Raw genomic sequence first — 26,247 nt, forward strand, 5'->3', positions numbered from 1 at the left:
CGCTCCCCGTGGCGGCAGGCTTGGCTGGCCGCCGCAGGGGCGTGTTTATGGCGGGGCATAAAAAGCCCGACATTATCATCGGGCTGGAGTTGGCCAGGCAGGCCGGCAATCGGGTTCGATCCGATCTCACGCCGGGTATTCGCCCAAAGCGTTGATCTTTTTCCTTCAAGTCCTGCCAGCGTAGCTGCTTGAGCGCACGTTGCGTCGGATTAGGGCGACGTTTCTAAATATTGATTCTATGAATGTCTATACAGGCTTCGGCGTGTTGCGGCTCTTCGCGTTACGGAAATGACTGCAAAGTCGAGTTTCAACCCGCATTTTGGGCGATTGACAATTGTCGGAAATTCCGTGAAGGTGGTGTACCCAAATCAAACGGGCGTATGAATTGAGCGTTTGTATTTCAGACCGCTCCTACAGAATCCCGACTATCGCGTTGGCGGGTGTGCCTGGTGGAATGGTGTCAGCATCGACGTAGACGTCCATGCCGAGCCAGAACATCAGCGTCCGACGTGTACTGTTCAGCTTCCATATCGTGGAGATCAGTTGATGATTTACGAAGGTAAAGCCATCACGGTTACGGCTCTTGAAAGTGGCATCGTCGAATTGAAATTCGACCTCAAGGGTGAGTCCGTCAACAAGTTCAACCGTCTAACCCTGAACGAATTGCGTCAGGCCGTGGACGCCATCAAGGCAGATGCGTCGGTCAAGGGTGTGATCGTCAGCAGCGGTAAAGACGTCTTCATCGTCGGCGCCGACATCACCGAATTCGTCGACAACTTCAAGCTGCCGGATGCAGAGCTGGTTGCTGGCAATCTCGAAGCCAACAAGATCTTCAGCGATTTCGAAGACCTCAATGTTCCGACCGTCGCCGCGATCAATGGCATCGCCCTGGGTGGCGGTCTGGAAATGTGCCTGGCAGCGGACTACCGCGTCATGGCCTCCAGCGCGAAAATCGGCCTGCCGGAAGTCAAGCTGGGCATCTACCCGGGCTTCGGCGGTACTGTGCGCCTGCCGCGCATCATCGGTGCCGACAACGCCATCGAGTGGATTGCCGCTGGCAAGGAAAACCGTGCTGAAGACGCGCTGAAAGTTGGCGCCGTCGATGCCGTGGTTGCTCCCGAGAAGCTGGCAGAAGCCGCATTGAACCTGGTCAAGGGCGCCATCAGCGGCGAATTTGACTACAAGGCCAAGCGTCAGCCGAAACTGGAAAAACTCAAGCTCAACGCCATCGAACAAATGATGTCGTTCGAAACCGCCAAGGGTTTCGTGGCCGGCCAAGCGGGCCCGAACTATCCGGCACCGGTTGAAGCAATCAAGACCATTCAGAAAGCCGCGAACTTCGGTCGCGACAAGGCACTGGAAGTCGAGGCTGCCGGTTTCGTCAAGCTGGCCAAGACCTCTGCCGCGCAGAGCTTGATCGGTCTGTTCCTGAACGATCAGGAGCTGAAGAAAAAGGCCAAGGCCTACGACGAAATCGCCAAGGACGTGAAGCAGGCCGCCGTATTGGGCGCCGGCATCATGGGTGGCGGTATCGCCTATCAGTCGGCGTCCAAAGGCACGCCGATCCTGATGAAGGACATCAACGAGCACGGTATCGAGCAGGGTCTGGCCGAAGCCGCCAAGCTGCTGGTTGGCCGCGTTGACAAAGGCCGCATGACCGCCGCGAAAATGGCTGAAGTGCTCAACGGCATTCGTCCGACCCTGTCCTACGGTGACTTCGGTCACGTGGACCTGGTGGTTGAAGCCGTTGTCGAGAACCCGAAGGTCAAGCAAGCCGTACTGGCTGAAGTTGAAGACCAGGTCAAAGAGGACACCATCCTCGCCTCGAACACCTCGACCATTTCCATCAGCCTGTTGGCCAAGGCCCTCAAGCGTCCGGAAAACTTCGTCGGCATGCACTTCTTCAACCCGGTGCACATGATGCCGTTGGTTGAAGTGATCCGTGGCGAGAAGTCCAGCGAGCTGGCCGTGGCCACCACCGTTGCCTACGCCAAGAAAATGGGCAAGAACCCGATCGTCGTCAACGACTGCCCGGGCTTTTTGGTCAACCGCGTGCTGTTCCCGTACTTCGGCGGTTTCGCCAAGCTGGTCAGCGCCGGTGTGGACTTCGTCCGTATCGACAAGATCATGGAAAAATTCGGCTGGCCGATGGGCCCGGCGTACCTGATGGACGTAGTCGGCATCGACACCGGCCACCATGGTCGTGACGTGATGGCCGAGGGCTTCCCGGACCGCATGAAGGACGACCGTCGTTCGGCCGTTGACGTGCTCTACGAAGCCAAGCGCCTGGGCCAGAAGAATGGCAAGGGTTTCTACGCCTACGAGACCGACAAGCGCGGCAAGCAGAAGAAAGTGGCCGACCCGTCGGTGCTGGAAGTGCTCAAGCCGATCGTCTACGAGCAGCGCGAAGTCACCGACGAAGACATCATCAACTGGATGATGATCCCGCTGTGCCTGGAAACCGTGCGTTGCCTGGAAGACGGCATCGTCGAGACCGCCGCCGAAGCCGACATGGGCCTGGTCTACGGTATTGGTTTCCCTCCATTCCGTGGCGGCGCACTGCGCTACATCGATTCGCTCGGTGTTGCAGCGTTCGTTGCCCTGGCTGACCAGTACGCTGATCTGGGCGCGCTGTACCACCCGACCGCGAAGCTGCGCGAGATGGCCAAGAACGGCCAGAGCTTCTTCGGTTAAGCGCCCCCAACTAGAGTGAGAGTGAACGTATGAGCTTGAATCCTAGAGACGTCGTGATTGTCGACTTCGGTCGTACTCCGATGGGCCGCTCCAAGGGCGGCATGCACCGCAACACCCGCGCTGAAGACATGTCGGCGCACCTGATCAGAAAATTGCTGGAACGCAACGTCAAGGTCGACCCGAGCGAAGTCGAGGACGTGATCTGGGGCTGCGTGAACCAGACCCTGGAGCAGGGCTGGAACATCGCCCGCATGGCGTCCCTGATGACCCAGATCCCGCACACCGCTGCCGGCCAGACCGTCAGCCGCCTGTGTGGCTCGTCCATGAGTGCCCTGCACACCGCGGCGCAAGCGATCATGACCGGCAACGGTGACGTGTTCGTCGTGGGCGGCGTCGAGCATATGGGTCACGTGAGCATGATGCACGGTGTCGATCCTAACCCGCACATGTCGCTGTACGCGGCGAAAGCCTCGGGCATGATGGGCTTGACCGCGGAAATGCTGGGCAAGATGCACGGCATCACCCGCGAGCAGCAGGACGCCTTTGGCGTGCGCTCCCACCAACTCGCCCACAAGGCGACCGTGGAAGGCAAGTTCAAGGACGAAATCATCCCGATGCAGGGCTACGACGAGAACGGTTTCCTGAAACTGTTCGACTACGACGAAACCATTCGTCCGGAAACCACCCTGGAAAGCCTGGCGGCTCTGAAGCCGGCGTTCAATCCAAAGGGCGGCACCGTGACAGCCGGTACCTCGTCGCAGATCACCGATGGTGCTTCGTGCATGATCGTGATGTCGGCGCAGCGTGCCCAGGACCTGGGTATCCAGCCAATGGCGGTGATCCGTTCGATGGCAGTGGCGGGTGTGGATCCGGCGATCATGGGCTATGGTCCAGTACCGGCTACACAGAAAGCATTGAAGCGTGCGGGCCTGGGTATTTCCGACATCGACTTCTTCGAGCTCAACGAAGCTTTTGCAGCGCAGGCCCTGCCAGTGCTGAAAGATCTGAAAGTGCTCGACAAGATGAACGAGAAGGTTAACCTGCACGGCGGCGCGATCGCCTTGGGCCACCCATTCGGTTGCTCTGGCGCGCGTATCTCCGGTACGTTGCTCAATGTGATGAAGCAAAATGGCGGCACCTTCGGTGTGTCGACCATGTGCATTGGCCTCGGCCAGGGCATTGCCACCGTCTTCGAACGCGTTTAAGCGTTGCGTTGACGGAAGCCGGGGCCAAGTGCCCCGGTTTTTGTTTTTCTGAAGATTTTTTTGTTTTTTATTTGATTGGATTTCAGCGAGGCCCAACGCATGCCGATACAACCAGGGCTCTACCAGCATTACAAAGGTCCGCAGTACCGTGTTTTCAGTGTTGCGCGGCACTCCGAAACCGAAGAAGAAGTGGTCTTCTACCAAGCCCTGTATGGCGATTACGGCTTTTGGGTGCGTCCCTTGAGCATGTTCCTGGAGTCGGTCGAAGTTGACGGCGAGCAGGTCCCACGCTTTGCTTTGGTGCAGGCCGAGCCGAGCCTTTTTTCAAGGCCATAAGGGCAGGGCGCGCAGAACCCTGCGCTTGACCTCACCTTGTTGCCACTATATATAGCGGTGCCGCGTCAGGCGCCAACCGCCTTTCACTTCTAGAATTCAGGAATTTTCTGATCCATGGGCAAATCGCTGGTCATTGTGGAATCCCCGGCTAAGGCCAAGACCATCAACAAGTATTTGGGCAACGAATACGTGGTGAAGTCGAGTATCGGCCATATCCGAGACCTGCCCACCAGCGGTTCGGCTAGCGCCAGCAAAGAGCCTGCCGCCAAGCGTGGCAAGGCGGCGGCTGGTGAAGTGCCGGCACTATCGCCCAAGGAAAAGGCGCGCAAGCAGCTGGTCGCGCGCATGGGTGTCGATCCCGATCATGGCTGGAAAGCCAAGTACGAGATCCTCCCGGGCAAGGAAAAGGTCATCGAAGAGCTGCGCCGGCTCGCCAAGGATGCCGACACCATCTATCTCGCAACGGACTTGGACCGCGAGGGGGAAGCCATTGCCTGGCACCTGCGCGAAGCCATTGGTGGTGACGACAGCCGCTACAAGCGCGTGGTGTTCAACGAAATCACCAAGAAGGCGATCCAGGAAGCCTTCTCCCGGCCAGGCGAGCTGGACATCGATCGTGTCAACGCCCAGCAGGCACGTCGTTTCCTCGACCGCGTGGTGGGTTACATGGTTTCGCCGCTGCTGTGGGCCAAGATCGCTCGCGGCCTGTCGGCCGGCCGTGTGCAATCGGTTGCCGTGAAGCTAGTGGTGGAGCGTGAGCGCGAGATTCGCGCGTTCAACCCGGAAGAGTACTGGGAGGTCCACGCTGACCTCGGCACCGCCAAGGGCGCCAATGTGCGCTTTGAAGTGGCCCGTGAAAACGGCGAGGCCTTCAAGCCGCTCAACGAAGCCCAGGCCATGGCCGCGCTGGAAAAGCTCAAGGCGTCCAGCTACACCATCGCCAAGCGCGAAGACAAGCCGACCAGCAGCAAGCCGTCGGCCCCGTTCATCACGTCTACCCTGCAGCAGGCCGCGAGTAACCGCCTGGGCTTCGGCGTGAAGAAAACCATGATGATGGCCCAGCGTCTGTATGAAGCCGGCTACATCACCTATATGCGTACCGACTCGACCAACCTCTCGGCCGATGCCGTGGAGATGGCCCGCACTTATATCGAAGGCGAATTCGGCGGCAAGTACCTGCCGGAAACCCCGAATGTCTACAGCAGCAAGGAAGGCGCGCAAGAGGCTCACGAAGCGATTCGTCCTTCTGACGTGAATACCGATCCAAGCAAGCTGTCGGGCATGGAACGTGACGCTGAGCGTCTCTACGAGCTGATCTGGCGCCAATTCGTGGCGTGCCAGATGCTGCCGGCCAAATACCTGTCGACCACCGTCAGCGTCGCGGCCAGCGGCTTCGAGCTGCGCGCCAAGGGCCGCATCCTGAAGTTCGACGGTTACACCCGTGTCATGCCGCAAATGGCCAAGCCGGGCGATGACGACGTACTGCCGGACATGGCCCAGGGCGACGTGCTCAAGCTGATCAAGCTCGATCCAAGCCAGCACTTCACCAAGCCGCCGGCGCGTTACTCGGAAGCCAGCCTGGTCAAGGAAATGGAAAAACGCGGTATCGGTCGTCCATCGACCTACGCGGCAATCATTTCGACCATCCAGGACCGCGGCTACGTGGCCCTGCATAACCGTCGCTTCTACTCGGAAAAGATGGGTGACATCGTCACCGAGCGTCTGTCCGAGAGCTTCTCGAACCTGATGGACTACGGCTTTACCGCCGGCATGGAAGAGAACCTCGACGACGTCGCCCAAGGCGAGCGTGACTGGAAGAGCGTGCTCGACGAATTCTACGGCGACTTCAAGAAGAAACTCGAAGTGGCCGAGAGCCCGGAAAGCGGCATGCGTGCCAACCAGCCGGTCATGACTGATATTCCGTGCCTGACCTGCGGCCGTCCGATGCAGATTCGCACCGCATCGACCGGCGTGTTCCTCGGTTGCTCGGGCTACAGCCTGCCGCCGAAAGAGCGCTGCAAGGCCACCGTCAACCTGGTGCCGGGTGACGAGATCGCCGCGGACGACGAAGGTGAGTCGGAGTCGCTGGTGCTGCGTGGCAAGCACCGTTGCCCGATCTGCAGCACCGCGATGGATGCCTACCTGCTGGATGAGAAGCGCAAGCTGCACATCTGCGGTAACAATCCTGATTGCGACGGCTACGAAATCGAACAAGGCAGCTACCGCATCAAGGGCTACGAAGGCCCGAGCCTGGAATGCGACAAGTGCGGCAGTGAAATGCAGCTCAAGACCGGTCGTTTCGGCAAGTTCTTCGGGTGCACCAACGCCACCTGCAAGAACACCCGCAAGCTGCTGAAAAGCGGTGATGCGGCGCCGCCGAAGATGGACCCGGTGAAGATGCCTGAACTCAAGTGCGAGAAGGTCAACGACACTTACATTCTGCGTGACGGTGCTTCCGGCCTGTTCCTGGCGGCCAGCCAGTTCCCGAAAAACCGCGAGACCCGTGCTCCGCTGGTGATCGAGATCGTGCCGCACAAGGATGAGATCGATCCGAAGTACCACTTCCTGTGCGATGCGCCGAAGAAGGACCCGGAGGGTCGTCCAGCGGTGATCCGCTACAGCCGCAAGACCAAGGAGCAGTACGTGCAGACCGAAGTCGAAGGCAAGCCTACCGGCTGGAAAGCGTTCTACGATGGCGGCAAGTGGGTGGTTGAAGACAAGCGCGTAGCCAAGTAACCGGGCAACGCGATGCCAAAGGCCGCATGCACACCTTCGGGTTGGCATGCGGCCTTTGTTTTGGGCTTGCAGTCAGCTCGTCCGATCCACGACACTGTCTGACCTGCATCATGCGTTTTATTTCGTTGTGGAGACTGCCGTCATGGCCTTTGAGCTCTATACCCGCACCAATCAGAAAATTTACTTTGCCGGCTTGTCGCTCGAGGCGTTGGCCCGAGCGGAAGCGGGGGGGGCGATGAACTCCCTGGCGCTGATTCAGGCCGGGCGCGAATCGGCGCTGTTTCATTTGTACGGCGCGTTGCTGGGCCTGTGCCATGAAATTGCCGGTTTTTACCGATTGCCTCAGGCCAATGCGCCACGGGCAGAACTGCTGCTGACCCGTGAAGTGCTCGAAACCATCGCCATTCCGGAAATGGCTGAAATGGTCGAGCTGGCGCACAACCCCGAAACCTGGCTGGCAAAGCTGATAGCCGCCCATGCCGCGCTGTTTCAGCCACCCCGCGCACCGCACAAACCCAAAGGCGACGTGACGCAGCCGTTGATCGTGGCGGTGAGCCTTGATGACGAAGCACCGACGGAGTTGAGCAGGGAAGAACTTGAGAGTTGGCGCCAGAACCTTAAAAGCCTGGCATTACGCTTTCGCGAAGGGCTGAACGAGTGTTGAGTGTCCGCATGATGCGCTGATCGCTCAAGCGTGGCCATGGATCAGGGATGATCGTAAACAGTGGTTTCGGTGACATGCAGCCGGTCAAGATCCCGAGCGAAGCAGCGTCGATGCCTATATAATCCCCGCCTTTCGTGGAGAACAGACCTTTATGCCAACGTCCTTTCTAGAAATTGTCGAACTGCCAGATGGCCGTATTGAGCTGCGCAGGGCTGAGGACGAGGGTTCTCTGGTGACGCTGGACTTCTCTGAAGACGCCAAGGCGTTCCTGCAAGGCCAGCACGTCGAGGTCGCCAAGGCGATGTTGAGCGTGGGCGTGCAGATGGCCGGGCGCCTGGTCGAAGGCGAATTCGAAAAGGAAGAAGGGCCGCGGATTCTTCATTGATTCCGTTTGTCGGTTTTTCTTGAGGCATCATTGCACGTTGTTGTTACAGATCGGCTTCTCTGTTCTGGAGAAGCCCTGCAGCCTTCAAGTGCGCATTGCGCGTCACTTAACCCAGGCGAATATTCAGGCTTTGCGCATCCCCGATACGGGCAGCGCTGATCAACTGTTGCCGTGCACTGCCATTCAGCGGGTTCAGCCAGCTGACAACCGTGTGGCTGCGGCCCAGGCGCAAGGCTTCGCAGGCCAGTTGCTGGGCGCTTTGCGTTCCGCTTGGCTGCAACAGAAGAATACGCTCGCGGTTCAGGCCGGCATCGCGTAGCCAGGCTTGGGTCAGGCTGGCCGGCGGCGCAATCAGCGTTAGCCAGCGGGCGTCCTGGTCCTGGCTCAGCTCCCTGAGGATGGGGGCCAGAAGGTTCAGGCAGTTCCCGGCCGCACCACGTAACGACAGCTCACTGAAGGCTTCGGGTTCGGCACTCCAGGGTGTCTCGGCCACCTCTTTGAGGATCGGCGCCAATGGCTGGGCCAGAAACGCTTCGAACAGCGGAAGTTGTGCATGTTGTGGTGTGTGTGGAAACTGCATAACGCCTCCTTTAGCGGCGAATGACGCCGACACTCAAGCCTTCGATCACCAGTTCCTGGTCTTTCAGGTTCACTTCGATCGGGGCAAACTCCGGGTTTTCGGCCAGCAGCCAGACCTTGCTGCCGTCGCGCTTGAAGCGCTTGACGGTGACTTCGTCGCCGATCCGCGCGACGACGATCTGGCCATTGCGGGCTTCGCGAGTGGTGTGTACGGCGAGCAGGTCACCGTCGAAAATCCCCACGTCCTTCATGCTCATGCCGTGGACCCGCAGCAGGTAGTCGGCGCGTGGATGAAAGAATGCCGGGTTGATGTTGCAGGATTCCTCGATGTGCTGCTGGGCGAGAATCGGCGCGCCGGCAGCGACCCGGCCGATGATCGGCAGGGTGGACTCGTCGGCCTTGGCTTCGAAGCCCGGGATACGAATGCCCCGCGATGCACCGGGGGTCATTTCGATAGCGCCCTTGCGGGCCAGGGCCTTGAGGTGTTCTTCGGCCGCGTTGGGCGACTTGAACCCCAGTTCCAGGGCAATTTCCGCACGGGTGGGCGGATAGCCGTTGTCTTCGAGGCAACGTTTGATGAAGGCCAGAATCTCAGCTTGGCGTGGCGTCAGTTTTAGCATCTCGATCGCTCTGTCTTTTTATACAGTGACTGGGATTATATACAGTGGAGTGGGCTTGGCAATCCTCCATTTGTGCAAGGTCGCCGGACGGTCACCGACAGATCGTCGGCCCGCACGCTACGGGGGCGGCTACAGCCGGCGGTTTATATGGTTAAATGGCTGACTGGGCGTTCGTAAAACGAACCGGTAGACTTGACAAGCCACGGGCTGAAACGTATGTTTCAAACAAGTGTTTGTCAGGCGGAGTAGCCATGGCCCAGTCGGAAACCGTTGAACGCATTCTTGATGCCGCCGAGCAGTTGTTCGCGGAAAAAGGGTTTGCCGAAACTTCATTGCGCCTGATCACCAGCAAGGCTGGGGTCAACCTGGCGGCGGTGAACTATCATTTCGGCTCGAAGAAAGCCTTGATCCAGGCGGTCTTCTCGCGTTTTCTCGGTCCGTTCTGCAGCAGTCTCGAGCGTGAGCTGGAGCGTCGTTCCGCCAGGCCGGACAACAAGCCGAGCCTGGAAGAACTGCTGGAAATCCTCGTCGAGCAGGCCCTGGTGGTACAGCCACGCAGCGGCAATGACCTGTCTATCTTCATGCGCTTGCTGGGCCTGGCATTCAGCCAGAGCCAGGGGCACTTGCGGCGTTATCTGGAAGACATGTACGGCAAGGTGTTCCGCCGCTACATGATGCTGGTCAACGAAGCCGCCCCGCGTATCCCGCCGATCGAACTGTTCTGGCGCGTGCACTTCATGCTGGGTGCGGCGGCGTTCAGCATGTCGGGGATCAAGGCCTTGCGGGCTATCGCCGAAACCGATTTCGGGGTCAATACCTCGATCGAGCAGGTCATGCGCCTGATGGTGCCGTTCCTGGCTGCGGGCATGCGCGCTGAAACCGGCGTGACCGACGACGCCATGGCTGCGGCCCAATTGCGTCCGCGCAGCAAATCGGTACCGCTGGCCGCCAAGGTTTAACCGCGCACGGGTGGGCGCGGCAGCTGACATCCGCTAAGCTAGCCGCCCATGCCGACTCTCGTTTCAGACCCGCTCCCGTTTCCCTCTACCGACTCCGTTGCGCCGGGCATCGCCCTTGGCGGCGCGGTCGTGTGTCTGCCTCGAGCCGGGTCCTTCAAAGACGCGCCGTGCGCGCATTTCGTTATCAAGGAATCTCTATGACTGCTGGCCTGCAAGGCTCGTTGATGGTGGACGTCGCCGGTACCTGGCTGACGGCCGAAGATCGCCAATTGTTGCGTCAGCCCGAAGTGGGCGGCCTGATCATCTTTGCCCGCAACATCGAGCATCCACGCCAGGTGCGCGAGTTGAGCGCGTCGATCCGCGCGGTGCGTCCGGACCTGCTGCTGGCGGTCGACCAGGAGGGCGGTCGGGTGCAGCGCTTGCGTCAGGGCTTCGTCCGTCTGCCGGCCATGCGGGCGATAGCCGACAATCCGAATGCTGAGTACCTGGCCGAGCAGTGCGGCTGGATCATGGCCACCGAAGTATTGGCCGTGGGCCTGGACCTGAGCTTTGCGCCGGTGCTGGATCTCGACTACCAGCGCAGCGCGGTGGTCGGTACCCGTTCGTTCGAGGGTGATCCGGAGCGTGCAGCGCTGTTGGCCGGTGCTTTTATCCGCGGGATGAACAGCGCCGGCATGGCTGCCACTGGCAAGCATTTCCCGGGCCACGGCTGGGCGGAGGCGGATTCCCACGTCGCGATCCCGAATGACGAGCGCAGCCTGGATGACATCCGTGCCCATGACCTGGTGCCGTTCGCGCGCTTGAGCAAGCACTTGGCAGCGGTGATGCCGGCCCACGTGATCTACCCGCAGGTCGATTCCCAGCCCGCCGGTTTCTCGCGCCGCTGGTTGCAGGACATTCTGCGTGGCGAACTGCAGTTCGACGGCGTGATCTTCAGCGATGACCTGTCGATGGCCGGCGCCCATGTGGTGGGCGACGCCGCCAGTCGCATCGAGGCGGCCCTGACGGCGGGTTGCGACATGGGGTTGGTGTGCAATGACCGTGCGGCGGCCGAACTGGCCCTGGCGGCGGCGCAGCGCATGAAGGTCAAACCGTCGGCGCGGATTGCGCGGATGCGTGGCCAGGCCTTCGCCAGCACCGATTACCGACAGGATCCCCGTTGGCTCGCGGCTATTGGCGCCCTCAAAGACGCCCAACTGATTGATTAAGGACTTTTTGCAATGACGGTTTACGCAATTATCGGTGGCACCGGCCTGACCCAGCTCGAAGGTCTGGACATTCGTCAGTCGTTGGCCCTGGATACGCCGTATGGCGCGCCGTCGGCCGAGATTCAGGTGGGTGAGTATGCAGGGCGTGAAGTGCTGTTCCTGGCCCGTCACGGCCACCCGCACCGCTTCCCGCCGCATCAGGTCAACTATCGGGCCAATCTGTGGGCGCTCAAGCAAGCCGGCGCGCAGGCGATCCTGGCGGTCAACGCGGTGGGCGGGATTCACGCGGCCATGGGCACCGGGCATTTCTGCGTGCCCCATCAGTTGATCGACTACACCAGCGGTCGTCAGCACACCTACTTTGCCGATGATCTGGAGCAGGTCACCCATATCGACTTCAGCTATCCCTACAGCGAGCCCTTGCGCGAACAGTTGATCGCCGCGCTGGCCGCCGAAGGCTGTGCCTACAGCAGTCATGGCGTGTACGCCTGCACCCAGGGCCCGCGCCTGGAAACCGTTGCCGAGATCGCTCGCCTGGAGCGTGATGGTTGCGACATCGTCGGCATGACCGGCATGCCGGAAGCCGCGCTGGCCCGTGAACTGGAACTGGATTACGCCTGTCTGGCGCTGGTGGTGAACCCGGCGGCGGGCAAGTCGACGGCGGTGATCACCATGGCCGAGATCGAGCAGGCCCTGCATGACGGGATGGGCAAGGTGAAGTCGACATTGGCGCGGGTGTTGAAGGGCTGAGTATTCGTTGCGCCGGTTGACCCTATCGCGGGCAAGCTTGCTCCCACAGGTACAGTAATCACCTTGTGGGAGTGAGCTTGTCAGGCGTCGCTAGAGCTTCGACTTGTCAGGCAATGGCGCAAACAGCGCTTCAATGTCATCACTCTGCAGCTTCCAGTCGCCGGTCGTGCGACCGTCCAGTACGCCGGCCGCCAGGTCGGATTTCTCCTTCTGCAGGTGCTGGATTTTCTCTTCGACCGTGCCGCGGGCGATCATCTTGTAGACGAACACGGGCTTCTCCTGGCCAATCCGGTATGCCCGGTCAGTGGCCTGGTTTTCCGTGGCCGGGTTCCACCACGGATCGTAGTGAATCACCGTGTCGGCTTCCGTCAGGTTCAGGCCCACGCCGCCGGCTTTCAGGCTGATCAGGAAGATCGGTCGCTTGCCGCTCTGGAACTCCTTGACCGGGGTGCGCCGGTCCCGGGTCTGGCCGGTCAGCAGTGCATACGCGATCCCGCGCTTGTTCAGTTCATCTTCGATCAGCGAGAGCATCGAGGTGAACTGGGAGAACAGCAGGATCCTGCGGCCTTCGTCGAACAACTCCTCGAGCATTTCCATCAGGCTGTCCAGCTTGCCCGAGGTGCTGCCGCGGGTGGGCAGGGCGGCTTCATTGACCAGCCTCAGGTCGCAGCACACCTGGCGCAGCTTGAGCAGCGCTTCGAGAATGATGATCTGGCTGCGCGCCACGCCTTTGTGGGTAATTTCGTCGCGGACTTTCTTGTCCATGGCCAGGCGCATGGTTTCGTAAACGTCACGCTGCGCCTCGTTGAGTTCGACCCAGTGGATGATCTCGGTTTTCGGTGGCAGCTCGGTGGCCACCTGTTCCTTGGTTCGGCGCAGCAGGAAGGGTTTGATCCGGCCGTTCAGGTGCAGCAGTCGTACGTCGCTGGCGTGTTTTTCGATCGGCACGCGGTAATCGCGGTTGAAGCTTTTGACGTCTCCCAGCCAGCCTGGCAGCAGGAAGTGAAACAGTGACCACAGCTCGCCCAGGTGATTCTCCAGGGGCGTGCCGCTCAGGCACAGGCGCTGGCGGGCATTGAGCTCGCGTGCTGCTTGGGCGGCCTTGCTGTTGGGGTTCTTGATGTACTGCGCTTCGTCGAGCACCAGTATGTGCAAGGGTTGTCTGGCGAGGCGTTCGACATCCTTGGGCAGCAACGCGTAGGTGGTGAGAATCAGGTCGTAGTCGCCCAGTTGCTCGAAATATTTTTTGCGCCCGGCGCCATACAGCGCCAACACCTTGAGCTGTGGGGCGAAGTGCGCCGCTTCGTCGAGCCAGTTGGGAATCAGGCTGGTGGGCATCACCACCATGCAGGGGCGGTCGAGGCGCCCGGCGTTTTTCTCGCTCAGCACATGGGCCAGGGTTTGCAGGGTTTTGCCCAGCCCCATGTCGTCCGCCAGGATGCCGCCGACTTCGAGTTGGCGCAGTGACTGCATCCAGCTCAAGCCTTCGAGCTGATACGGGCGCAAGGTGGCGTTCAGGCCCTCGGGGACTTCGGCGCTGCAGTCCCGGATATCGCGCAGGCGTTGGGCAAAGGAGCGGATGTGCTCGCCGCCTTCCCAGAGCAGTGGCAAGTCTTGCAGAGGGTTCAGGCGCGTGGCGTCGGCGTTGCTCAGGCGCAGGGTGGTTTCACCGGGCTCTTGCAGGTAGAACTCGCCGAGGGTCGCCAGCACTGGCTTCAAGCGGCCGAACGGCAGTGCGACCTGCAGGGGGCCGTCAGCGTTCGGGCGGTGCGGGATGTTCACCAGGATCAACTCGTCGTCGCGACGCCTGGCCAGGCGCTCCGGGTTGAGGATCTCGGTGTGCGAACGCATCAGGTTCAGCAGGATCGGCAGCAGGCTCAGGCGCTCGCCGTTGACGATGATCCCCAGCTCCAGGTCGAACCAGTCGCGTTCCGGCGCTTCGTCGACCGTGGCGTACCAGTCATCGACGGCCGTCAGGTCGAACCCGAAGTCTTCGTCGATCTGCAGTTCCCAGCCCTGGCTGCGCAGCTTGGGCAGTTCATTGAGGGTAAAGGTCAGCCAGGCGCTGTCATTGACCATCTCATAGAGTTCGCCGGCGCTTTCAGGCAATGCCTTGCTTTGCCGGGTCGCCACTTTGAAACCGAGGGTGCGCAGCTGTTCCCGGCAGGCCTTTTCAACTTCCGGCTGGCGCTTGATCCGTAAGGTCTGGTGCTCCTGGCGAATCAGGACGTCGGTGTTTTTCTGCCCGCTGACGTACTCGTCCAGGTAGCTGAAGGACAATGCCGCGCGGTGCTGGATGTAGCGCTGCATTTTGCCGTTGCGCGGTTCGAAGGCGCTGAACTCGACGCTAGCCAGCCACAGGCGCGGGACCGGTTGTACGGTGTCGACCAGCTGTTGTGGCAGCGGTGCGGGCGTACGGTTTTCCAGGACGGCCTGGAGCTTTTCCAGCAACTGCAAGTCCGTGGCGGCCGCCGGGTATTGCAGGGTGTCCTGGACTTTGAGCAGCACCGCCGCGCAATGCTTGCAGTTCACCCGTACCGGGCAACTGCACAAGGCGTCGACCAGCAACAGTGTGCTTTTGGCGGACTCGCGCAGGGTGATGGTCTGGCGGTAGACATTGCCGCCAGAGCCCTCGCAGCTGGCGGTGATCGTGCTGTCGCCGGCCTCGACGATCCTGACGCGGTTTTCCAGGGCGTAGCGGCGGCCACGCTCCAGGCTTTGTTCCTTGAATCGGCTGGCCCAGGAAGGGGCCAGGGGCTTGCTCAGGCTCGGGGACATAGGGACTTCAATCAGTCCGGAATGACATCGGGGGTTGGTTGCGCTGCGGGCGCTGTCAGGGAGGTGATCTTGATCAACAGGCCCAGGTGGCCATTATCGAGAAAGTTCAGCTGGCCATTCTTGGTGTGGCTTTCCTGCTGCAAACGCTCGCTGGCGGTGACCAGGCCATTGCCGCCGAATTGATTGACCCAGAAGTTGGCGTTGACGTCGGTAAAGCGCCCCAGCTTGAGGTCCAGCGTGCCTTCGATCGGGAAGTGACCGTATTGCTCCCGGCCATCGCTGACCGCCACTTTGCTCCCCGTTTCGTCGATGTACTGCTGCCAGGATTTGTGCAGCAGTACGGTGAAGTCAGCGCTGGCGCTGAGTTTTTCCACTTCGGCGTTGAGCGCCGGCGTGCGCAGGCTGTCGGCACCGATCGACTGCGCGCCCACGGCCCAGTCTTCGGGTGCGGCGGGGCTGGCAACGGCCGGTACGGTGTTCTGGCGAACCAGGATCATTTCAACCTGATACAGGTCGGCGGCAAATGCGGTGGGGGCGAGCAGCGTCATCAACAGGGTCAGTGAGCGAAACAGGCGCATGGGGCGTCCTTCAAGCAGTTTTCGGGATGAGGTGCTCAAGCAGCGCCTCTACAGTATTAAAGCGCTCTTGCGGGCTTTCCATGGGCACCATGAACTTGAACAGGGTCGCGCCTTCGAACTTGTAGCGTTTGGGCTGGCCCTGAATCAGTTTGATCAGCGTCAGTGGGTCGACCGGCGTTTGCGCGCTGAACTCGATGCGGCCGCCTTGCGGGCCGCCGTCGACTTTCTTGATGCCCAGCTTCTCGGCCTGCAATTTCAGGGCAGTGATCCGTACCAGGTTCTTGGTCGGCTCCGGTAGCAGGCCAAAGCGGTCGATCATCTCCACTTGCAGGTCCTTGAGGCCGTCCTCGTCGGTGGCCGAGGCGATGCGTTTGTAGAGGATCAGGCGGGCATGCACGTCCGGCAGGTAGTCCTCGGGAATCAGTGCCGGCAAGCGCAGGTTGATTTCCGGTCCGCCACCGAGCGGTTGATCGAGGTTCGGCTGTTCGCCCTTGCGGATCGATTTCACCGCGCGCTCGAGCATTTCCATGTACAGGGTGAAGCCCACCGCCTGGATCTGCCCGCTCTGGCCGTCACCCAGCAGTTCGCCGGCGCCACGGATTTCCAGGTCGTTGGTGGCGAGCACGAAGCCCGCGCCGAGGTCCTGGGTGTTGGCGATGGCTTCCAGGCGCTTTTCCGCGTCCGGGGTGATTTGCTGGCGCGGTGGCGTGAGCAGGTAGGCGTAGGCCTGGTGGTGACTGCGACCGACCCGGCCGCGCAACTGGTGCAACTGCGCCAGGCCGAACTTGTCGGCACGCTCGATGATGATGGTGTTGGCGCTCGGCACGTCGATGCCGGTCTCGATGATGGTCGAGGCGATCAGCACGTTGAAGCGCTTGTGATAGAAGTCGCTCATCACCTGTTCAAGCTCGCGTTCGCGCATCTGCCCGTGGCCGATGGCGATCCGCGCCTCGGGCACCAGTTCGGCGAGGTCGGCGGCGCACTTCTCGATGGTTTTTACATCGTTGTGCAGGTAGTAGACCTGGCCGCCGCGCAGCAACTCACGCAGCAGGGCCTCCTTGACCGTGCTCTTGTTCTGCTCCATGACAAAGGTGCGCACCGACAGGCGACGGGCCGGCGGCGTGGCGATGATCGACAGGTCACGCATGCCCGACACCGCCATGTTCAGCGTGCGCGGAATCGGCGTGGCGGTCAGGGTCAGGATGTCGACTTCGCTGCGCAGGGCCTTGAGTTGCTCTTTCTGGCGGACACCGAAACGGTGTTCTTCATCGATGATCACCAGCCCGAGGTTTTTGATCTTCACATCGTCTTGCAGCAGCTTGTGGGTGCCGATGACGATGTCGATCTTGCCTTCGGCCAGATCCGCCACCGCGGCATTCACTTCCTTGGCCGACTTGAAGCGGCTCATCACTTCCACGGTCACCGGCCAGTCGGCAAAGCGATCGCGAAAGCTGTTGTAGTGCTGCTGGGCGAGCAGGGTGGTGGGCACCAGGATCGCCACCTGGCGACCGCCGTGCACGGCGATGAAGGCTGCGCGCATCGCCACTTCGGTCTTGCCGAAGCCGACGTCGCCGCAGACCAGGCGGTCCATCGGCCTGGGCGCGAGCATGTCTTCGCGCACCGCTTCGATGGTGGTTTGCTGGTCCGGCGTTTCTTCGAACGGGAAGCCGGCGCTGAACGTGGCGTAGTCGGCCTTCGGGTCGGCGAAGGCATAGCCTTCGCGGGCGGCGCGGCGGGCATAGATATCGAGCAGCTCGGCGGCCACGTCGCGCACTTGTTCGGCGGCCTTGCGCTTGGCCTTCTGCCAGGTTTCGGAGCCCAGCCGGTGCAGCGGCGCCAGGGCGTCATCGCTGCCGGTGTAGCGGGCGATCAAATGCAGGCTGGCCACCGGCACGTACAACTTGGCGCCCTCGGCGTATTCGAGGGTCAGGAACTCGGCGGCCTGGTTTTCGATTTCCAGGGTCGCCAGGCCCAGGTAGCGGCCAACGCCGTGATCGATATGCACCACCGGCGCGCCTTCGCGCAGTTCGGTGAGGTTCTTGATTACCGCATCGTTGTTGGCATCGGCGCGTTTCTCGCGACGGCGACGCTGCATCACACGCTGACCGAACAGCGGGCTTTCGGCAACCAGCGCCAGGGCTGGATCGTCCAGTAGCAGGCCTTCGTCCAGTGGCGCGATGGTGATGGCCAGGCGTTCCTTGCCGGCGACGAAGTCCGGCCAGCTGTCGACGGTCTTCGGTCGCAGCTTCAGGCGTTCCAGCAACTCCAGCAGGACTTCGCGGCGACCGGCCGACTCGGCGGTAAACAGCACGCGCCCGGAGAACCCGTCGAGGAAGTTCGCCAGTGCTTCCAGCGGCTGATTGGCCTTGGCCTCGATGGCCAGGTTCGGCAGCGGCTGGGCCGGGAAGCGTTCACGACCGGTACCGGTGTCGACGTCCTGCTGACTGGCGACCACTCGCGGCCAGTTCTTGAGTCGGGCAAAGCAGTCTTCCACCGGCAGGAACAGCTCGGCGGGCGGCAATAAAGGACGGGACGGATCGATGCGCCGCTCTTCATAGCGGTTGCGCACGTCGTTCCAGAAATTTTCGGCCGCCTGCTCGATACCGGGCAGGGAGAACACCTGGGTGTCCTGGGGCAGGTAGTCGAACAGCGTCGAAGTTTCGTCGAAGAACAGCGGCAGGTAGTACTCGATGCCGGCCGGCGTGATCCCGCTGCTCAGGTCCTGGAAGATCGGGCAGCGCCGGAAGTCGACATCGAAGCGCTCGCGGAAACGCGCCTTGAAGCGGGTCACCGCATCCTTTTGCAGCGGAAACTCGCGCGCCGGCAGCAGCTTGACCGAATCGACCTTGTCGATGGAGCGCTGGTTCTCCGGGTCGAAGGTGCGCAGGGTTTCGATTTCGTCATCGAACAGGTCGATGCGATAGGGCAGTTTGCTGCCCATCGGAAATAGGTCGATCAGCGAGCCGCGCACCGTGAACTCGCCGTGTTCGTACACGGTATCGACATAGCGATAGCCGGTGGCCTCAAGGCGTGTGCGCATGAGCTCGACGTCGAGCTTCTGGCCAATGTCCAGCACCAGGCTGCTGCCGAGCAGGAATTTGGTCGGCGCCAGGCGATGCAGGGCCGTGGTGATCGGCACAACCAGAACGCCGTGACTCAGCTCGGGCAACCGATAGAGGCTGGCGATGCGCTGGGAGATGATGTCCTGGTGGGGCGAAAAAAGATCGTAAGGAAGTGTTTCCCAGTCCGGGAAATGCAGTACCGGCAAATCGGGGGCGAAGAAACTCAGCTCCTGTTCCAGCCGTTCAGCGCTTTGGCTGTCGGCCGTCAGTAGCAGGGTGAAGCGCTTGGCAGCGCTGGCGGCCTCGGCAATGGCCAGGCTCAGGGCGGCACCGGGCAGGTTGCCCCAGTGCTGTTTACCTGCCGCGGCAGGGAGAAGCGGTAGACGCAGAACGGGCACGGAAGGTTGAGCTCCAAGCGTTGCGACAAAGTCGTCAATTGTAGCGGCCTCGGGTGCCGGCTGTCAGTTGCAGACTGTGTCTATCTACGCGGGGTGCGAAAAATGTAGTGGTAATGACAAAAACGGTGGGTGTTTTGCCGGATATGTAGTGCCGAAACGGGGGTGTGTTACGGAGGGTTACAGACATGGCTGCGCTGTCGTCGATTATTTGACGGCGCTGAAAGCCCCGGTTTTACTGGGCTGGCGCGGGGCGTGTTTTTTTTGCAAGAGATTTTGTTACTGCTCGAACGACAGGCGCGCATTGCTACACGAGTCACTCGGCGGCATAATGTAGCCCCTTTTTTCTGCCCCTACATGTGGAAGGTTCCCGTGACTCAGAAGCCCGACCAGTGTCTTGGTGAATGGATCGACCGTGAAGCACTCGCAGAAGCGATGATTCCGCTTATCGGTCAGCTCTACCGCAATAACAACGTGGTGAGCTCGATCTATGGCCGCAGCCTGATCAATCGTTCAGTCATTGCGATTCTCAAAGCTCACCGCTTTGCTCGTCACCGTCAGTCCGACGAAAGCGAGCTGTCCGTCCACGAAACATTCCCGCTGCTCAAAGCGATGAGCGAGCTCAAGCTCGGCGCCGCTTCGGTAGACCTGGGCAAGCTGGCGGCCAAATTCAAGGCCGAAGGCAATGGCCGTACTGCCGAGCAGTTCGTCCGTGACGAGATGGCCGACGTGGTTGGCCAGCAGAACGCTTCCGCCCGCAAAGGCACCGACGTTGTCCTGTACGGCTTCGGTCGTATCGGCCGTCTGCTGGCACGCATCCTGATCGAGAAAACCGGTGGTGGCGATGGCCTGCGCCTGCGTGCCATCGTTGTCCGCAAGGGCGCCGAGAACGATCTGGTCAAGCGCGCCAGCCTGCTGCGTCGCGACTCGGTTCATGGTCCGTTCGATGGCACCATCACCATTGATGAAGCCAACAACACCATCACCGCCAACGGCAACCTGATCCAGGTTATCTACGCCAAGGGCCCGAGCGAAGTCGACTACACCCAGTACGGCATCGAAAACGCGCTGATCGTCGACAACACCGGTGTATGGCGTGACGCTGACGGCCTGAGCCAGCACCTGGCTTGCCCGGGCGCTGCCCGCGTGATCCTCACCGCACCTGGCAAGGGCGCGCTGAAGAACATCGTGCATGGCATCAACCATGGCGACATCACCCCTGACGACAAGATCATCTCGGCGGCGTCCTGCACCACCAACGCCATCGTGCCGGTGCTCAAGGCAGTCAACGACAAGTACGGCATCGTCAACGGCCACGTCGAAACCGTTCACTCGTTCACCAACGACCAGAACCTGATCGACAACTTCCACAAGGGCAGCCGTCGTGGCCGCTCCGCGCCGCTGAACATGGTGATCACCGAGACGGGTGCCGCCACCGCGGCCGCCAAGGCGCTGCCAGTGCTCAAGGGCAAGCTGACCGGCAACGCGATTCGCGTTCCTACGCCAAACGTGTCGATGGCTATCCTGAACCTGAACCTGGAAAAGGCTACCACTCGCGAAGAGATCAACGAGTACCTGCGCCAGATGGCCATGCACTCGGATCTGCACAAGCAGATCGACTACGTCAGCTCCCAGGAAGTGGTTTCCACCGACTTCGTTGGCTCGCGCCACGCTGGCGTTGTCGACGCTGAAGCAACCATCACCCAAGACAACCGCGTTGTTCTGTACGTTTGGTACGACAACGAATTCGGTTACAGCTGCCAGGTGGTTCGCGTAATGGAAGACATGGCCGGTGTAAACCCGCCAGCATTCCCGCGCTAAGCCTTAGCCGCACATGAAAACGCCCCGACAATGTCGGGGCGTTTTTGTTTGTGCGGTTTGTAGGAGCGAGCAAGCTCGCTCCTACCGTTCTATCGCATAATACCTGGCCTTGGCGTTGTGTCAGGGCGGAGCATCGGGGGAGATGGTTTTGTTGAGTGGGCGCAAGGGTTCTTTTCTGGTGTTATTCGTTGCCCTGTCTGGCTGCGGTGCTAGCGACTCCATGGAAAGCTTCGGCGGTCCGACCATGGGCAGCACCTATTCGATCAAGTACGTCCGTCACGCCGGTTTACCCGCTCCGGCGGACGTTCAAGTGGAAGTCGAGAAAATCCTCGCCGAAGTCGACCGGCAAATGTCGACCTACCGCAGCGACTCGGACATCGAGCGCTTCAACGCATTACCCGCCAACCGTTGTCAGCCTATGCCCGCGCCAATCCTTGAGTTGGTTCGCGTTGGCGAGGATTTGTCTGTGCAAAGTGAAGGCTCCTTCGATTTGACTGTCGAGCCGTTGCTCAATCTCTGGGGGTTTGGCCCGCAAGCCCGCGAGGAAAAAGTCCCGACCGCCGAAGCGCTCGCCGAGGCACGGCAGCGAGTCGGTCATGGGCACCTGCGCATCGATGGCGATCAGTTGTGCAAGGACGCTGCGGTCGAGGTTGACCTCAACAGCATCGCCGCCGGTTACGCGGTGGATCGCATTGCGGCACAACTCGAAGCAGCCGGCATTCATAGCTACCTGGCTGAAGTCACCGGCGAACTCAAGGCGGTCGGCAAGAAGCTCGATGGCTCGCCGTGGCGCATTGCCCTGGAAGAACCTCGGGATGACAAGCAAGTGGCCGAGCGGATCATCGCCATCGACGGTTACGGTGTGTCGACGTCCGGTGATTACCGCAACTATTTCGAGCAGGACGGGCGCCGCTACTCCCACACCTTCGATGCCCGTGTCGGCAGGCCGGTCTTGCATGACCTGGCGTCGGTGACGGTGATTCATCCTCAGGCGTTGATGGCCGATGGCTTGTCGACGCTGTTGCTGATTCTGGGGCCCGAGCGCGGCCGGGATTACGCGGAAAAAAACCAGGTCGCTGCATTTTTTGTGATGCGTACCGATACCGGTTTCGTCACATCCACCAGTCAGGCTTTTGACCGCCTGAGCGTCGGAAAAACCCAGTGAACACGGCCCCGATCGCAAGGATTACTGGCGTTGTAGTGCAGGCAAAACTAGCCTACGACGCTACCAAGGGTTAATGTGCGCGGCGTTGACGCTTCTATAGACTGTTCCCGGGTTTCGACTGACCCCAAATTGTTCCTTCATGCCGCGCCGTCGGCATGATTTAGCCGCGGGTGCCAACGGGGTGCCGCGGCCTGTTCTGAGGAGTACGCATGGCTGTCTACAACTACGACGTGGTGGTGTTGGGTTCCGGCCCGGCGGGAGAAGGCGCGGCAATGAACGCCGCCAAGGCAGGACGCAAGGTGGCCATGGTTGACAGTCGTCGCCAGGTCGGCGGCAACTGCACTCACCTGGGCACCATCCCGTCCAAGGCATTGCGTCACTCGGTCCGGCAGATCATGCAGTTCAACACCAACCCGATGTTCCGGGCCATTGGTGAGCCGCGCTGGTTCTCGTTCCCGGACGTACTCAAGAGCGCCGAGAAAGTCATTTCCAAGCAAGTCGCCTCGCGCACCGGTTACTACGCGCGCAATCGGATTGACGTGTTCTTCGGCACAGGCAGTTTCGCTGACGAGCAAACCATCGAAGTGGTCTGCGCCAACGGCGTGGTCGAAAAACTGGTGGCCAAGCACATCATCATCGCCACTGGCTCGCGCCCGTACCGCCCGGCCGATATCGATTTCCACCACCCGCGTATCTACGATAGCGACACTATCCTCAGCCTCGGCCACACCCCGCGCAAACTCATCGTTTACGGCGCCGGAGTGATCGGTTGCGAATACGCCTCGATCTTCAGTGGCCTGGGTGTGCTGGTTGAGCTGGTGGATAACCGTGGCCAGTTGCTGAGCTTCCTGGACTCGGAAATCTCCCAGGCCCTGAGCTACCACTTCAGCAACAACAACATCACGGTTCGCCACAACGAAGATTACGATCACGTTGAAGGCGTGGACAACGGTGTGATCCTGCACCTCAAGTCCGGCAAGAAGATCAAGGCCGATGCCTTGCTCTGGTGCAACGGCCGTACCGGCAACACCGACCAGTTGGGCCTGGAAAACATCGGGGTGAAGGTCAACAGTCGTGGCCAGATCGAAGTCGACGAGAACTATCGCACCTGCATCCAGAATATCTATGGTGCCGGTGATGTGATCGGCTGGCCGAGCCTGGCCAGTGCGGCCCATGACCAGGGTCGTTCGGCCGCTGGCAGCATCGTCGACAACGGCAGCTGGCGCTTCGTCAACGACGTGCCGACCGGGATCTACACCATTCCGGAGATCAGTTCGATCGGCAAGAACGAGCAGGAGCTGACCCAGGCCAAGGTGCCGTACGAAGTCGGCAAGGCGTTCTTCAAGAGCATGGCGCGTGCGCAGATCGCCGGTGAGCCGCAAGGCATGCTGAAGATCCTGTTCCATCGCGAGACCCTGGAAGTGCTGGGCGTGCACTGCTTCGGTTATCAGGCGTCGGAGATCGTGCACATCGGCCAGGCAATCATGAACCAGCCGGGCGAGCTGAACACACTGAAGTACTTCGTCAACACCACGTTCAACTACCCGACCATGGCCGAAGCCTATCGGGTAGCGGCATACGACGGCCTCAACCGGCTTTTTTGAGCGGCTCCGGCCGGTGGCCTGAGCCGGCCGGGGAGACCGATTTCAGCAATTCTCGAGGGTGGCAGTGGCCAAACCGGGAAAGTCTGTAATCAGGCTGTCAACGCCGAAATCAGCGAGCCTGCGCATCAGCGCGGGTTCGTTGACTGTCCACACCGACACATGCAGCCCCTGGCGCTGCGCCTTTTCCAGGCGTTCCGGCGTACACAGGGTCCAGTTCAGCGCCAGCATCTCGCAGCCATAACCTTGTGCGACCTTCAACGGGTCGAGCCAGGCGTATTCGGCCACCAGTCCACGCGACACATCCGGCACCAGGTCCAGTGCGGCCTTGAGCACTTCCCGTGAGCTCGAGGTGATCGTCACCTTGTCGAGCAGGCCGAAACGCTGCGCCATTTCGCGAATCGCCAATACCGTGGTGGCGGCGCGGGTGCGTGAGGCGCTTTTGACTTCCAGTTGCCAGTGCTCGAAATCGCATTGCTCGAACAGCGTCTCCAGCGTCGGGATCGGGCAGGGCTTGATCCAGCCCGGGCCGCCCTTGCGTGCGTCGTAGGTCACCAGCTCTGCCGCCGTATGCTCGACCACCTTGCCGCGACGGTCAGTGGTGCGCTTGAGTGTCGGGTCGTGGATGACCATCAACTCGCCGTCCATGGACAGGTGCAGATCCAGTTCGCAACGACGTACGCCGTGCTTGAGGCATTGCTGGAAACTGCTCAGGGTGTTTTCCGGTGCTTCGCCTTTGGCGCCGCGGTGGCCATAGATGAGGGTCACGGTTCTTCCTTAATTAATTGCCGGATTCGGTGTGCTCGCGTGCCAGGCGCCGTTCTTGGGCCTGTCGCTGCAAGATATAGCGGGCCAGCAATTGTCGCTGGGCATCGGTCAGGTATTGGAACTCGGTGCCGATTGCGAACGTGCCGAAACTCTCTGGTTCACAGTGAGTGACCTTGGCTCGCAACAACAGGCCCAGCGCTTGCGGCATCAACAACAGTTTGATCGCCAGATGGCTGCCGGCGGGGTAGGCGAGGTGGTGCTCGAACTCGATACCGCCTTCCGACAGCACCACGCGCTGCGGCTCATCGAACTTGCCGAGCACGGTTTGGGCGACCACCTGACTGAGCAGGTCGATGCGTTTGTTCAGCACTTTCAGGTACGCCGCAGTGTTTCGGTCGCGCTCGCTGATCTGGCGCAGCAGGTGCTGCGACTCGAATTCGCTCAGGTGCAGTTCGCTGAGCAGATTGAACAGCGGGGAAGCATCCTGCAACACTTCCTGGCCTGCGGCTTCGGGGCCGGACAGGGGCTGAATTTCCAGTGCGATCGTGTCCTCGATACGGTAGTATTCGCGGCGATCTTCTTCATCTAATGTCGACATGGCGAACCCATGGTAGCGGCGGTGGTCTGAGTGTAAAGCTGGTTATCGACCCCCGCCACAAGGACGTTCCTTTTCCCTCCGAACAAGCCCCGACATGTTCAGACCACTCTTCGTATTTATCGGCACGCGTTATACCCGTGCAAAGCGTCGCAATCATTTTGTGTCATTCATTTCCCTGACTTCGATGATCGGGCTCGCCCTTGGCGTGGTCGTGATGATCGTGGTGCTGTCGGTCATGAACGGTTTCGATCATGAGATGCGCACCCGCGTGCTGGGCATGGTGCCCCACGCGACCATCGAATCCGGTGAAGCCATCAACGACTGGCAAAGCCTGGCCACCAAGGTCAAGCAGAACCCACAGGTGCTGGCCGTTGCGCCGTTCACCCAGATGCAGGGGTTGCTGACCAACAACGGCCAGGTCTCCAAGGTGTTGCTCAATGGCATTGATCCTGCGCTGGAGCGGCAGGTGTCGATCATCGACAACTTCATGCAGCAGGGCAAACTCGACGACCTGTCCCCGGGCAGCTTCGGCATCGTGATCGGTGACAAGGCCGCGGCCAAGCTGGGCGTGGGTGTCGGCGACAAGCTGACCTTCGTCGCTCCCGAGGTCACCGTGACGCCGGCCGGGATGTTCCCGCGCATGAAGCGCTTTACCGTGGTCGGGATCTTCCACGTCGGCGCCGGCGAGATCGACGGCTACCTGGGGGTCACCAACCTGCAGGACCTGTCGAAACTGCATCGCTGGAAGCCGGACCAGATCCAGGGCTTGCGCCTGAAGTTCGACGACCTGTTCCAGGCGCCGCGCACGGCGTGGAGCATCGCCCAGCAGCTGGGTGACGACCGTTTCTATGCCCGTGACTGGACCCGCACCCACGGCAACCTCTATCAGGCGATCCGCATGGAAAAAGCCATGATCGGCCTGTTGTTGCTGCTGATCGTTGCCGTGGCGGCGTTCAACATCATTTCCACCCTGGTGATGGTGGTCAATGACAAGAAGGGCGACATCGCGATCCTGCGTACCCTGGGCTCCACGCCGGGGCAGATCATGGCGATCTTCATGGTCCAGGGCACGGTGATCGGCGTGGTCGGCACGGCGATCGGCGCGGTGGTCGGCATGTTTGCCGCGCTGAATGTCAGCGCCGCGATCGCCGCCCTCGAGAGCCTGATCGGGCACAAATTCCTTAACGCTGACGTGTACTTCATCGACTACCTGCCTTCGCAGTTGCAGGCCCAGGATGTGTTGATGGTCTGCGGCGCGGCGTTGGTCCTGAGTTTCCTCGCCACCCTGTATCCAGCCTGGCGTGCTGCGCGCACCCAGCCGGCGGAGGCGCTACGTTATGAGTGA

Annotated in this window: 20 protein-coding genes; 13 read left to right on the forward strand and 7 right to left on the reverse strand. The window is 60.9% G+C overall.

Annotation, left to right across the window (positions count from 1 at the left end; all coding sequences use genetic code 11):
- The first annotated feature begins 546 nt into the window (after window positions 1-546).
- From fadB to CKW25_RS21340, 6 genes are all read left to right on the forward strand, one after another.
- The gene (gene fadB / locus CKW25_RS21315; RefSeq protein ID WP_095082268.1) at window positions 547-2,694 is read left to right on the forward strand and encodes a fatty acid oxidation complex subunit alpha FadB; all 2,148 of its coding nucleotides are present in this window, start codon (window positions 547-549) and stop codon (window positions 2,692-2,694) included.
- A 29-nt stretch (window positions 2,695-2,723) separates the two neighbouring features.
- Window positions 2,724-3,899, forward strand: coding sequence for an acetyl-CoA C-acyltransferase FadA (gene fadA, locus CKW25_RS21320; RefSeq protein ID WP_095082270.1), 1,176 nt, complete (start codon window positions 2,724-2,726; stop codon window positions 3,897-3,899).
- Window positions 3,900-3,998: 99 nt separating this feature from the next.
- Window positions 3,999-4,235, forward strand: a complete 237-nt coding sequence (locus CKW25_RS21325) for a DUF1653 domain-containing protein (RefSeq protein ID WP_019692748.1) — start codon at window positions 3,999-4,001, stop codon at window positions 4,233-4,235.
- 114 nt (window positions 4,236-4,349) lie between these two features.
- Window positions 4,350-6,971 (forward strand): type I DNA topoisomerase, encoded by a 2,622-nt coding sequence (topA, locus tag CKW25_RS21330; RefSeq protein ID WP_095082271.1) that lies wholly within the window; start codon window positions 4,350-4,352, stop codon window positions 6,969-6,971.
- A 142-nt stretch (window positions 6,972-7,113) separates the two neighbouring features.
- Complete coding sequence (locus CKW25_RS21335; protein WP_095082273.1) at window positions 7,114-7,635, forward strand: DUF6586 family protein; 522 nt, start codon at window positions 7,114-7,116, stop codon at window positions 7,633-7,635.
- 151 nt (window positions 7,636-7,786) lie between these two features.
- The gene (locus tag CKW25_RS21340; protein ID WP_095082274.1) at window positions 7,787-8,020 is read left to right on the forward strand and encodes a hypothetical protein; all 234 of its coding nucleotides are present in this window, start codon (window positions 7,787-7,789) and stop codon (window positions 8,018-8,020) included.
- 106 nt (window positions 8,021-8,126) lie between these two features.
- Here the strand turns inward: CKW25_RS21340 and sulA are convergent, their stop codons facing one another.
- Complete coding sequence (sulA, locus tag CKW25_RS21345) at window positions 8,127-8,600, reverse strand: SOS-induced cell division inhibitor SulA (protein WP_095082275.1); 474 nt, start codon at window positions 8,598-8,600, stop codon at window positions 8,127-8,129.
- 10 nt (window positions 8,601-8,610) lie between these two features.
- Window positions 8,611-9,219, reverse strand: a complete 609-nt coding sequence (lexA, locus tag CKW25_RS21350; protein WP_095082276.1) for a transcriptional repressor LexA — start codon at window positions 9,217-9,219, stop codon at window positions 8,611-8,613.
- 251 nt (window positions 9,220-9,470) lie between these two features.
- On the opposite strand from lexA, the gene CKW25_RS21355 reads away from it, so the two are divergent.
- From CKW25_RS21355 to CKW25_RS21365, 3 genes are all read left to right on the forward strand, one after another.
- A complete protein-coding gene (locus tag CKW25_RS21355; RefSeq protein WP_095082277.1) occupies window positions 9,471-10,178 on the forward strand; it encodes a TetR/AcrR family transcriptional regulator in 708 nt (235 codons plus the stop codon).
- A 197-nt stretch (window positions 10,179-10,375) separates the two neighbouring features.
- A complete protein-coding gene (gene nagZ, locus CKW25_RS21360; protein WP_095082278.1) occupies window positions 10,376-11,386 on the forward strand; it encodes a beta-N-acetylhexosaminidase in 1,011 nt (336 codons plus the stop codon).
- Between the two features lie 12 nt (window positions 11,387-11,398).
- On the forward strand, window positions 11,399-12,136 hold the full coding sequence (locus CKW25_RS21365) for an S-methyl-5'-thioinosine phosphorylase (RefSeq protein ID WP_095082280.1): 738 nt from the start codon (window positions 11,399-11,401) through the stop codon (window positions 12,134-12,136).
- 90 nt (window positions 12,137-12,226) lie between these two features.
- On the opposite strand, the gene CKW25_RS21370 is transcribed toward CKW25_RS21365, so the two are convergent.
- From CKW25_RS21370 to mfd, 3 genes are read right to left on the reverse strand one after another with little or no spacing between them, the layout of a single operon-like run.
- On the reverse strand, window positions 12,227-14,914 hold the full coding sequence (locus CKW25_RS21370; RefSeq protein WP_095082281.1) for a DEAD/DEAH box helicase: 2,688 nt from the start codon (window positions 14,912-14,914) through the stop codon (window positions 12,227-12,229).
- 11 nt (window positions 14,915-14,925) lie between these two features.
- Window positions 14,926-15,492 (reverse strand): CsiV family protein, encoded by a 567-nt coding sequence (locus tag CKW25_RS21375; RefSeq protein WP_095082282.1) that lies wholly within the window; start codon window positions 15,490-15,492, stop codon window positions 14,926-14,928.
- 10 nt (window positions 15,493-15,502) lie between these two features.
- Window positions 15,503-18,952 carry a transcription-repair coupling factor gene (gene mfd / locus CKW25_RS21380; RefSeq protein ID WP_095082284.1) on the reverse strand — a complete coding sequence of 1,150 codons (3,450 nt, stop codon included), beginning with the start codon at window positions 18,950-18,952 and terminating at the stop codon, window positions 15,503-15,505.
- A gap of 354 nt (window positions 18,953-19,306) precedes the next feature.
- On the opposite strand from mfd, the gene CKW25_RS21385 reads away from it, so the two are divergent.
- From CKW25_RS21385 to sthA, 3 genes are all read left to right on the forward strand, one after another.
- Window positions 19,307-20,770, forward strand: coding sequence for a glyceraldehyde-3-phosphate dehydrogenase (locus tag CKW25_RS21385; RefSeq protein ID WP_095082285.1), 1,464 nt, complete (start codon window positions 19,307-19,309; stop codon window positions 20,768-20,770).
- Between the two features lie 142 nt (window positions 20,771-20,912).
- Window positions 20,913-21,935: an FAD:protein FMN transferase gene (locus CKW25_RS21390; protein ID WP_095082286.1), complete on the forward strand. Its 1,023-nt coding sequence runs from the start codon at window positions 20,913-20,915 to the stop codon at window positions 21,933-21,935.
- Between the two features lie 209 nt (window positions 21,936-22,144).
- Window positions 22,145-23,539 (forward strand): Si-specific NAD(P)(+) transhydrogenase, encoded by a 1,395-nt coding sequence (gene sthA, locus CKW25_RS21395; RefSeq protein ID WP_095082288.1) that lies wholly within the window; start codon window positions 22,145-22,147, stop codon window positions 23,537-23,539.
- Window positions 23,540-23,581: 42 nt separating this feature from the next.
- Here sthA and CKW25_RS21400 read toward each other — a convergent pair whose 3' ends face one another.
- Entirely contained in the window at window positions 23,582-24,304 is a 723-nt protein-coding gene (locus CKW25_RS21400; protein WP_095082289.1) for a glycerophosphodiester phosphodiesterase family protein, read from the reverse strand.
- 13 nt (window positions 24,305-24,317) lie between these two features.
- Window positions 24,318-24,902: a PilZ domain-containing protein gene (locus CKW25_RS21405; RefSeq protein WP_095082291.1), complete on the reverse strand. Its 585-nt coding sequence runs from the start codon at window positions 24,900-24,902 to the stop codon at window positions 24,318-24,320.
- 94 nt (window positions 24,903-24,996) lie between these two features.
- Here CKW25_RS21405 and CKW25_RS21410 point away from each other — a divergent pair, with 94 nt between their 5' ends.
- Window positions 24,997-26,247 carry a lipoprotein-releasing ABC transporter permease subunit gene (locus CKW25_RS21410; RefSeq protein ID WP_095082292.1) on the forward strand — a complete coding sequence of 417 codons (1,251 nt, stop codon included), beginning with the start codon at window positions 24,997-24,999 and terminating at the stop codon, window positions 26,245-26,247.

The sequence above is a fragment of the Pseudomonas sp. Irchel s3h17 genome (genome assembly GCF_900187505.1).
GTDB lineage: Bacteria > Pseudomonadota > Gammaproteobacteria > Pseudomonadales > Pseudomonadaceae > Aquipseudomonas.

Excerpts from the sequence above, each read along its gene's own strand:
- CKW25_RS21365 (WP_095082280.1), top strand. The coding sequence starts at position 11,399 with ATGACGGTTTACGCAATTATCGGTGGCACCGGCCTGACCCAGCTCGAA.
- CKW25_RS21355 (WP_095082277.1), top strand. The coding sequence starts at position 9,471 with ATGGCCCAGTCGGAAACCGTTGAACGCATTCTTGATGCCGCCGAGCAG.
- CKW25_RS21340 (WP_095082274.1), top strand. The coding sequence starts at position 7,787 with ATGCCAACGTCCTTTCTAGAAATTGTCGAACTGCCAGATGGCCGTATT.
- CKW25_RS21410 (WP_095082292.1), top strand. The coding sequence starts at position 24,997 with ATGTTCAGACCACTCTTCGTATTTATCGGCACGCGTTATACCCGTGCA.
- CKW25_RS21370 (WP_095082281.1), bottom strand. The coding sequence starts at position 14,914 with ATGTCCCCGAGCCTGAGCAAGCCCCTGGCCCCTTCCTGGGCCAGCCGA.
- topA (WP_095082271.1), top strand. The coding sequence starts at position 4,350 with ATGGGCAAATCGCTGGTCATTGTGGAATCCCCGGCTAAGGCCAAGACC.
- sulA (WP_095082275.1), bottom strand. The coding sequence starts at position 8,600 with ATGCAGTTTCCACACACACCACAACATGCACAACTTCCGCTGTTCGAA.
- CKW25_RS21335 (WP_095082273.1), top strand. The coding sequence starts at position 7,114 with ATGGCCTTTGAGCTCTATACCCGCACCAATCAGAAAATTTACTTTGCC.
- fadA (WP_095082270.1), top strand. The coding sequence starts at position 2,724 with ATGAGCTTGAATCCTAGAGACGTCGTGATTGTCGACTTCGGTCGTACT.
- lexA (WP_095082276.1), bottom strand. The coding sequence starts at position 9,219 with ATGCTAAAACTGACGCCACGCCAAGCTGAGATTCTGGCCTTCATCAAA.
- CKW25_RS21375 (WP_095082282.1), bottom strand. The coding sequence starts at position 15,492 with ATGCGCCTGTTTCGCTCACTGACCCTGTTGATGACGCTGCTCGCCCCC.
- sthA (WP_095082288.1), top strand. The coding sequence starts at position 22,145 with ATGGCTGTCTACAACTACGACGTGGTGGTGTTGGGTTCCGGCCCGGCG.
- CKW25_RS21385 (WP_095082285.1), top strand. The coding sequence starts at position 19,307 with ATGTGGAAGGTTCCCGTGACTCAGAAGCCCGACCAGTGTCTTGGTGAA.
- fadB (WP_095082268.1), top strand. The coding sequence starts at position 547 with ATGATTTACGAAGGTAAAGCCATCACGGTTACGGCTCTTGAAAGTGGC.
- nagZ (WP_095082278.1), top strand. The coding sequence starts at position 10,376 with ATGACTGCTGGCCTGCAAGGCTCGTTGATGGTGGACGTCGCCGGTACC.
- CKW25_RS21390 (WP_095082286.1), top strand. The coding sequence starts at position 20,913 with ATGGTTTTGTTGAGTGGGCGCAAGGGTTCTTTTCTGGTGTTATTCGTT.
- CKW25_RS21405 (WP_095082291.1), bottom strand. The coding sequence starts at position 24,902 with ATGTCGACATTAGATGAAGAAGATCGCCGCGAATACTACCGTATCGAG.
- CKW25_RS21325 (WP_019692748.1), top strand. The coding sequence starts at position 3,999 with ATGCCGATACAACCAGGGCTCTACCAGCATTACAAAGGTCCGCAGTAC.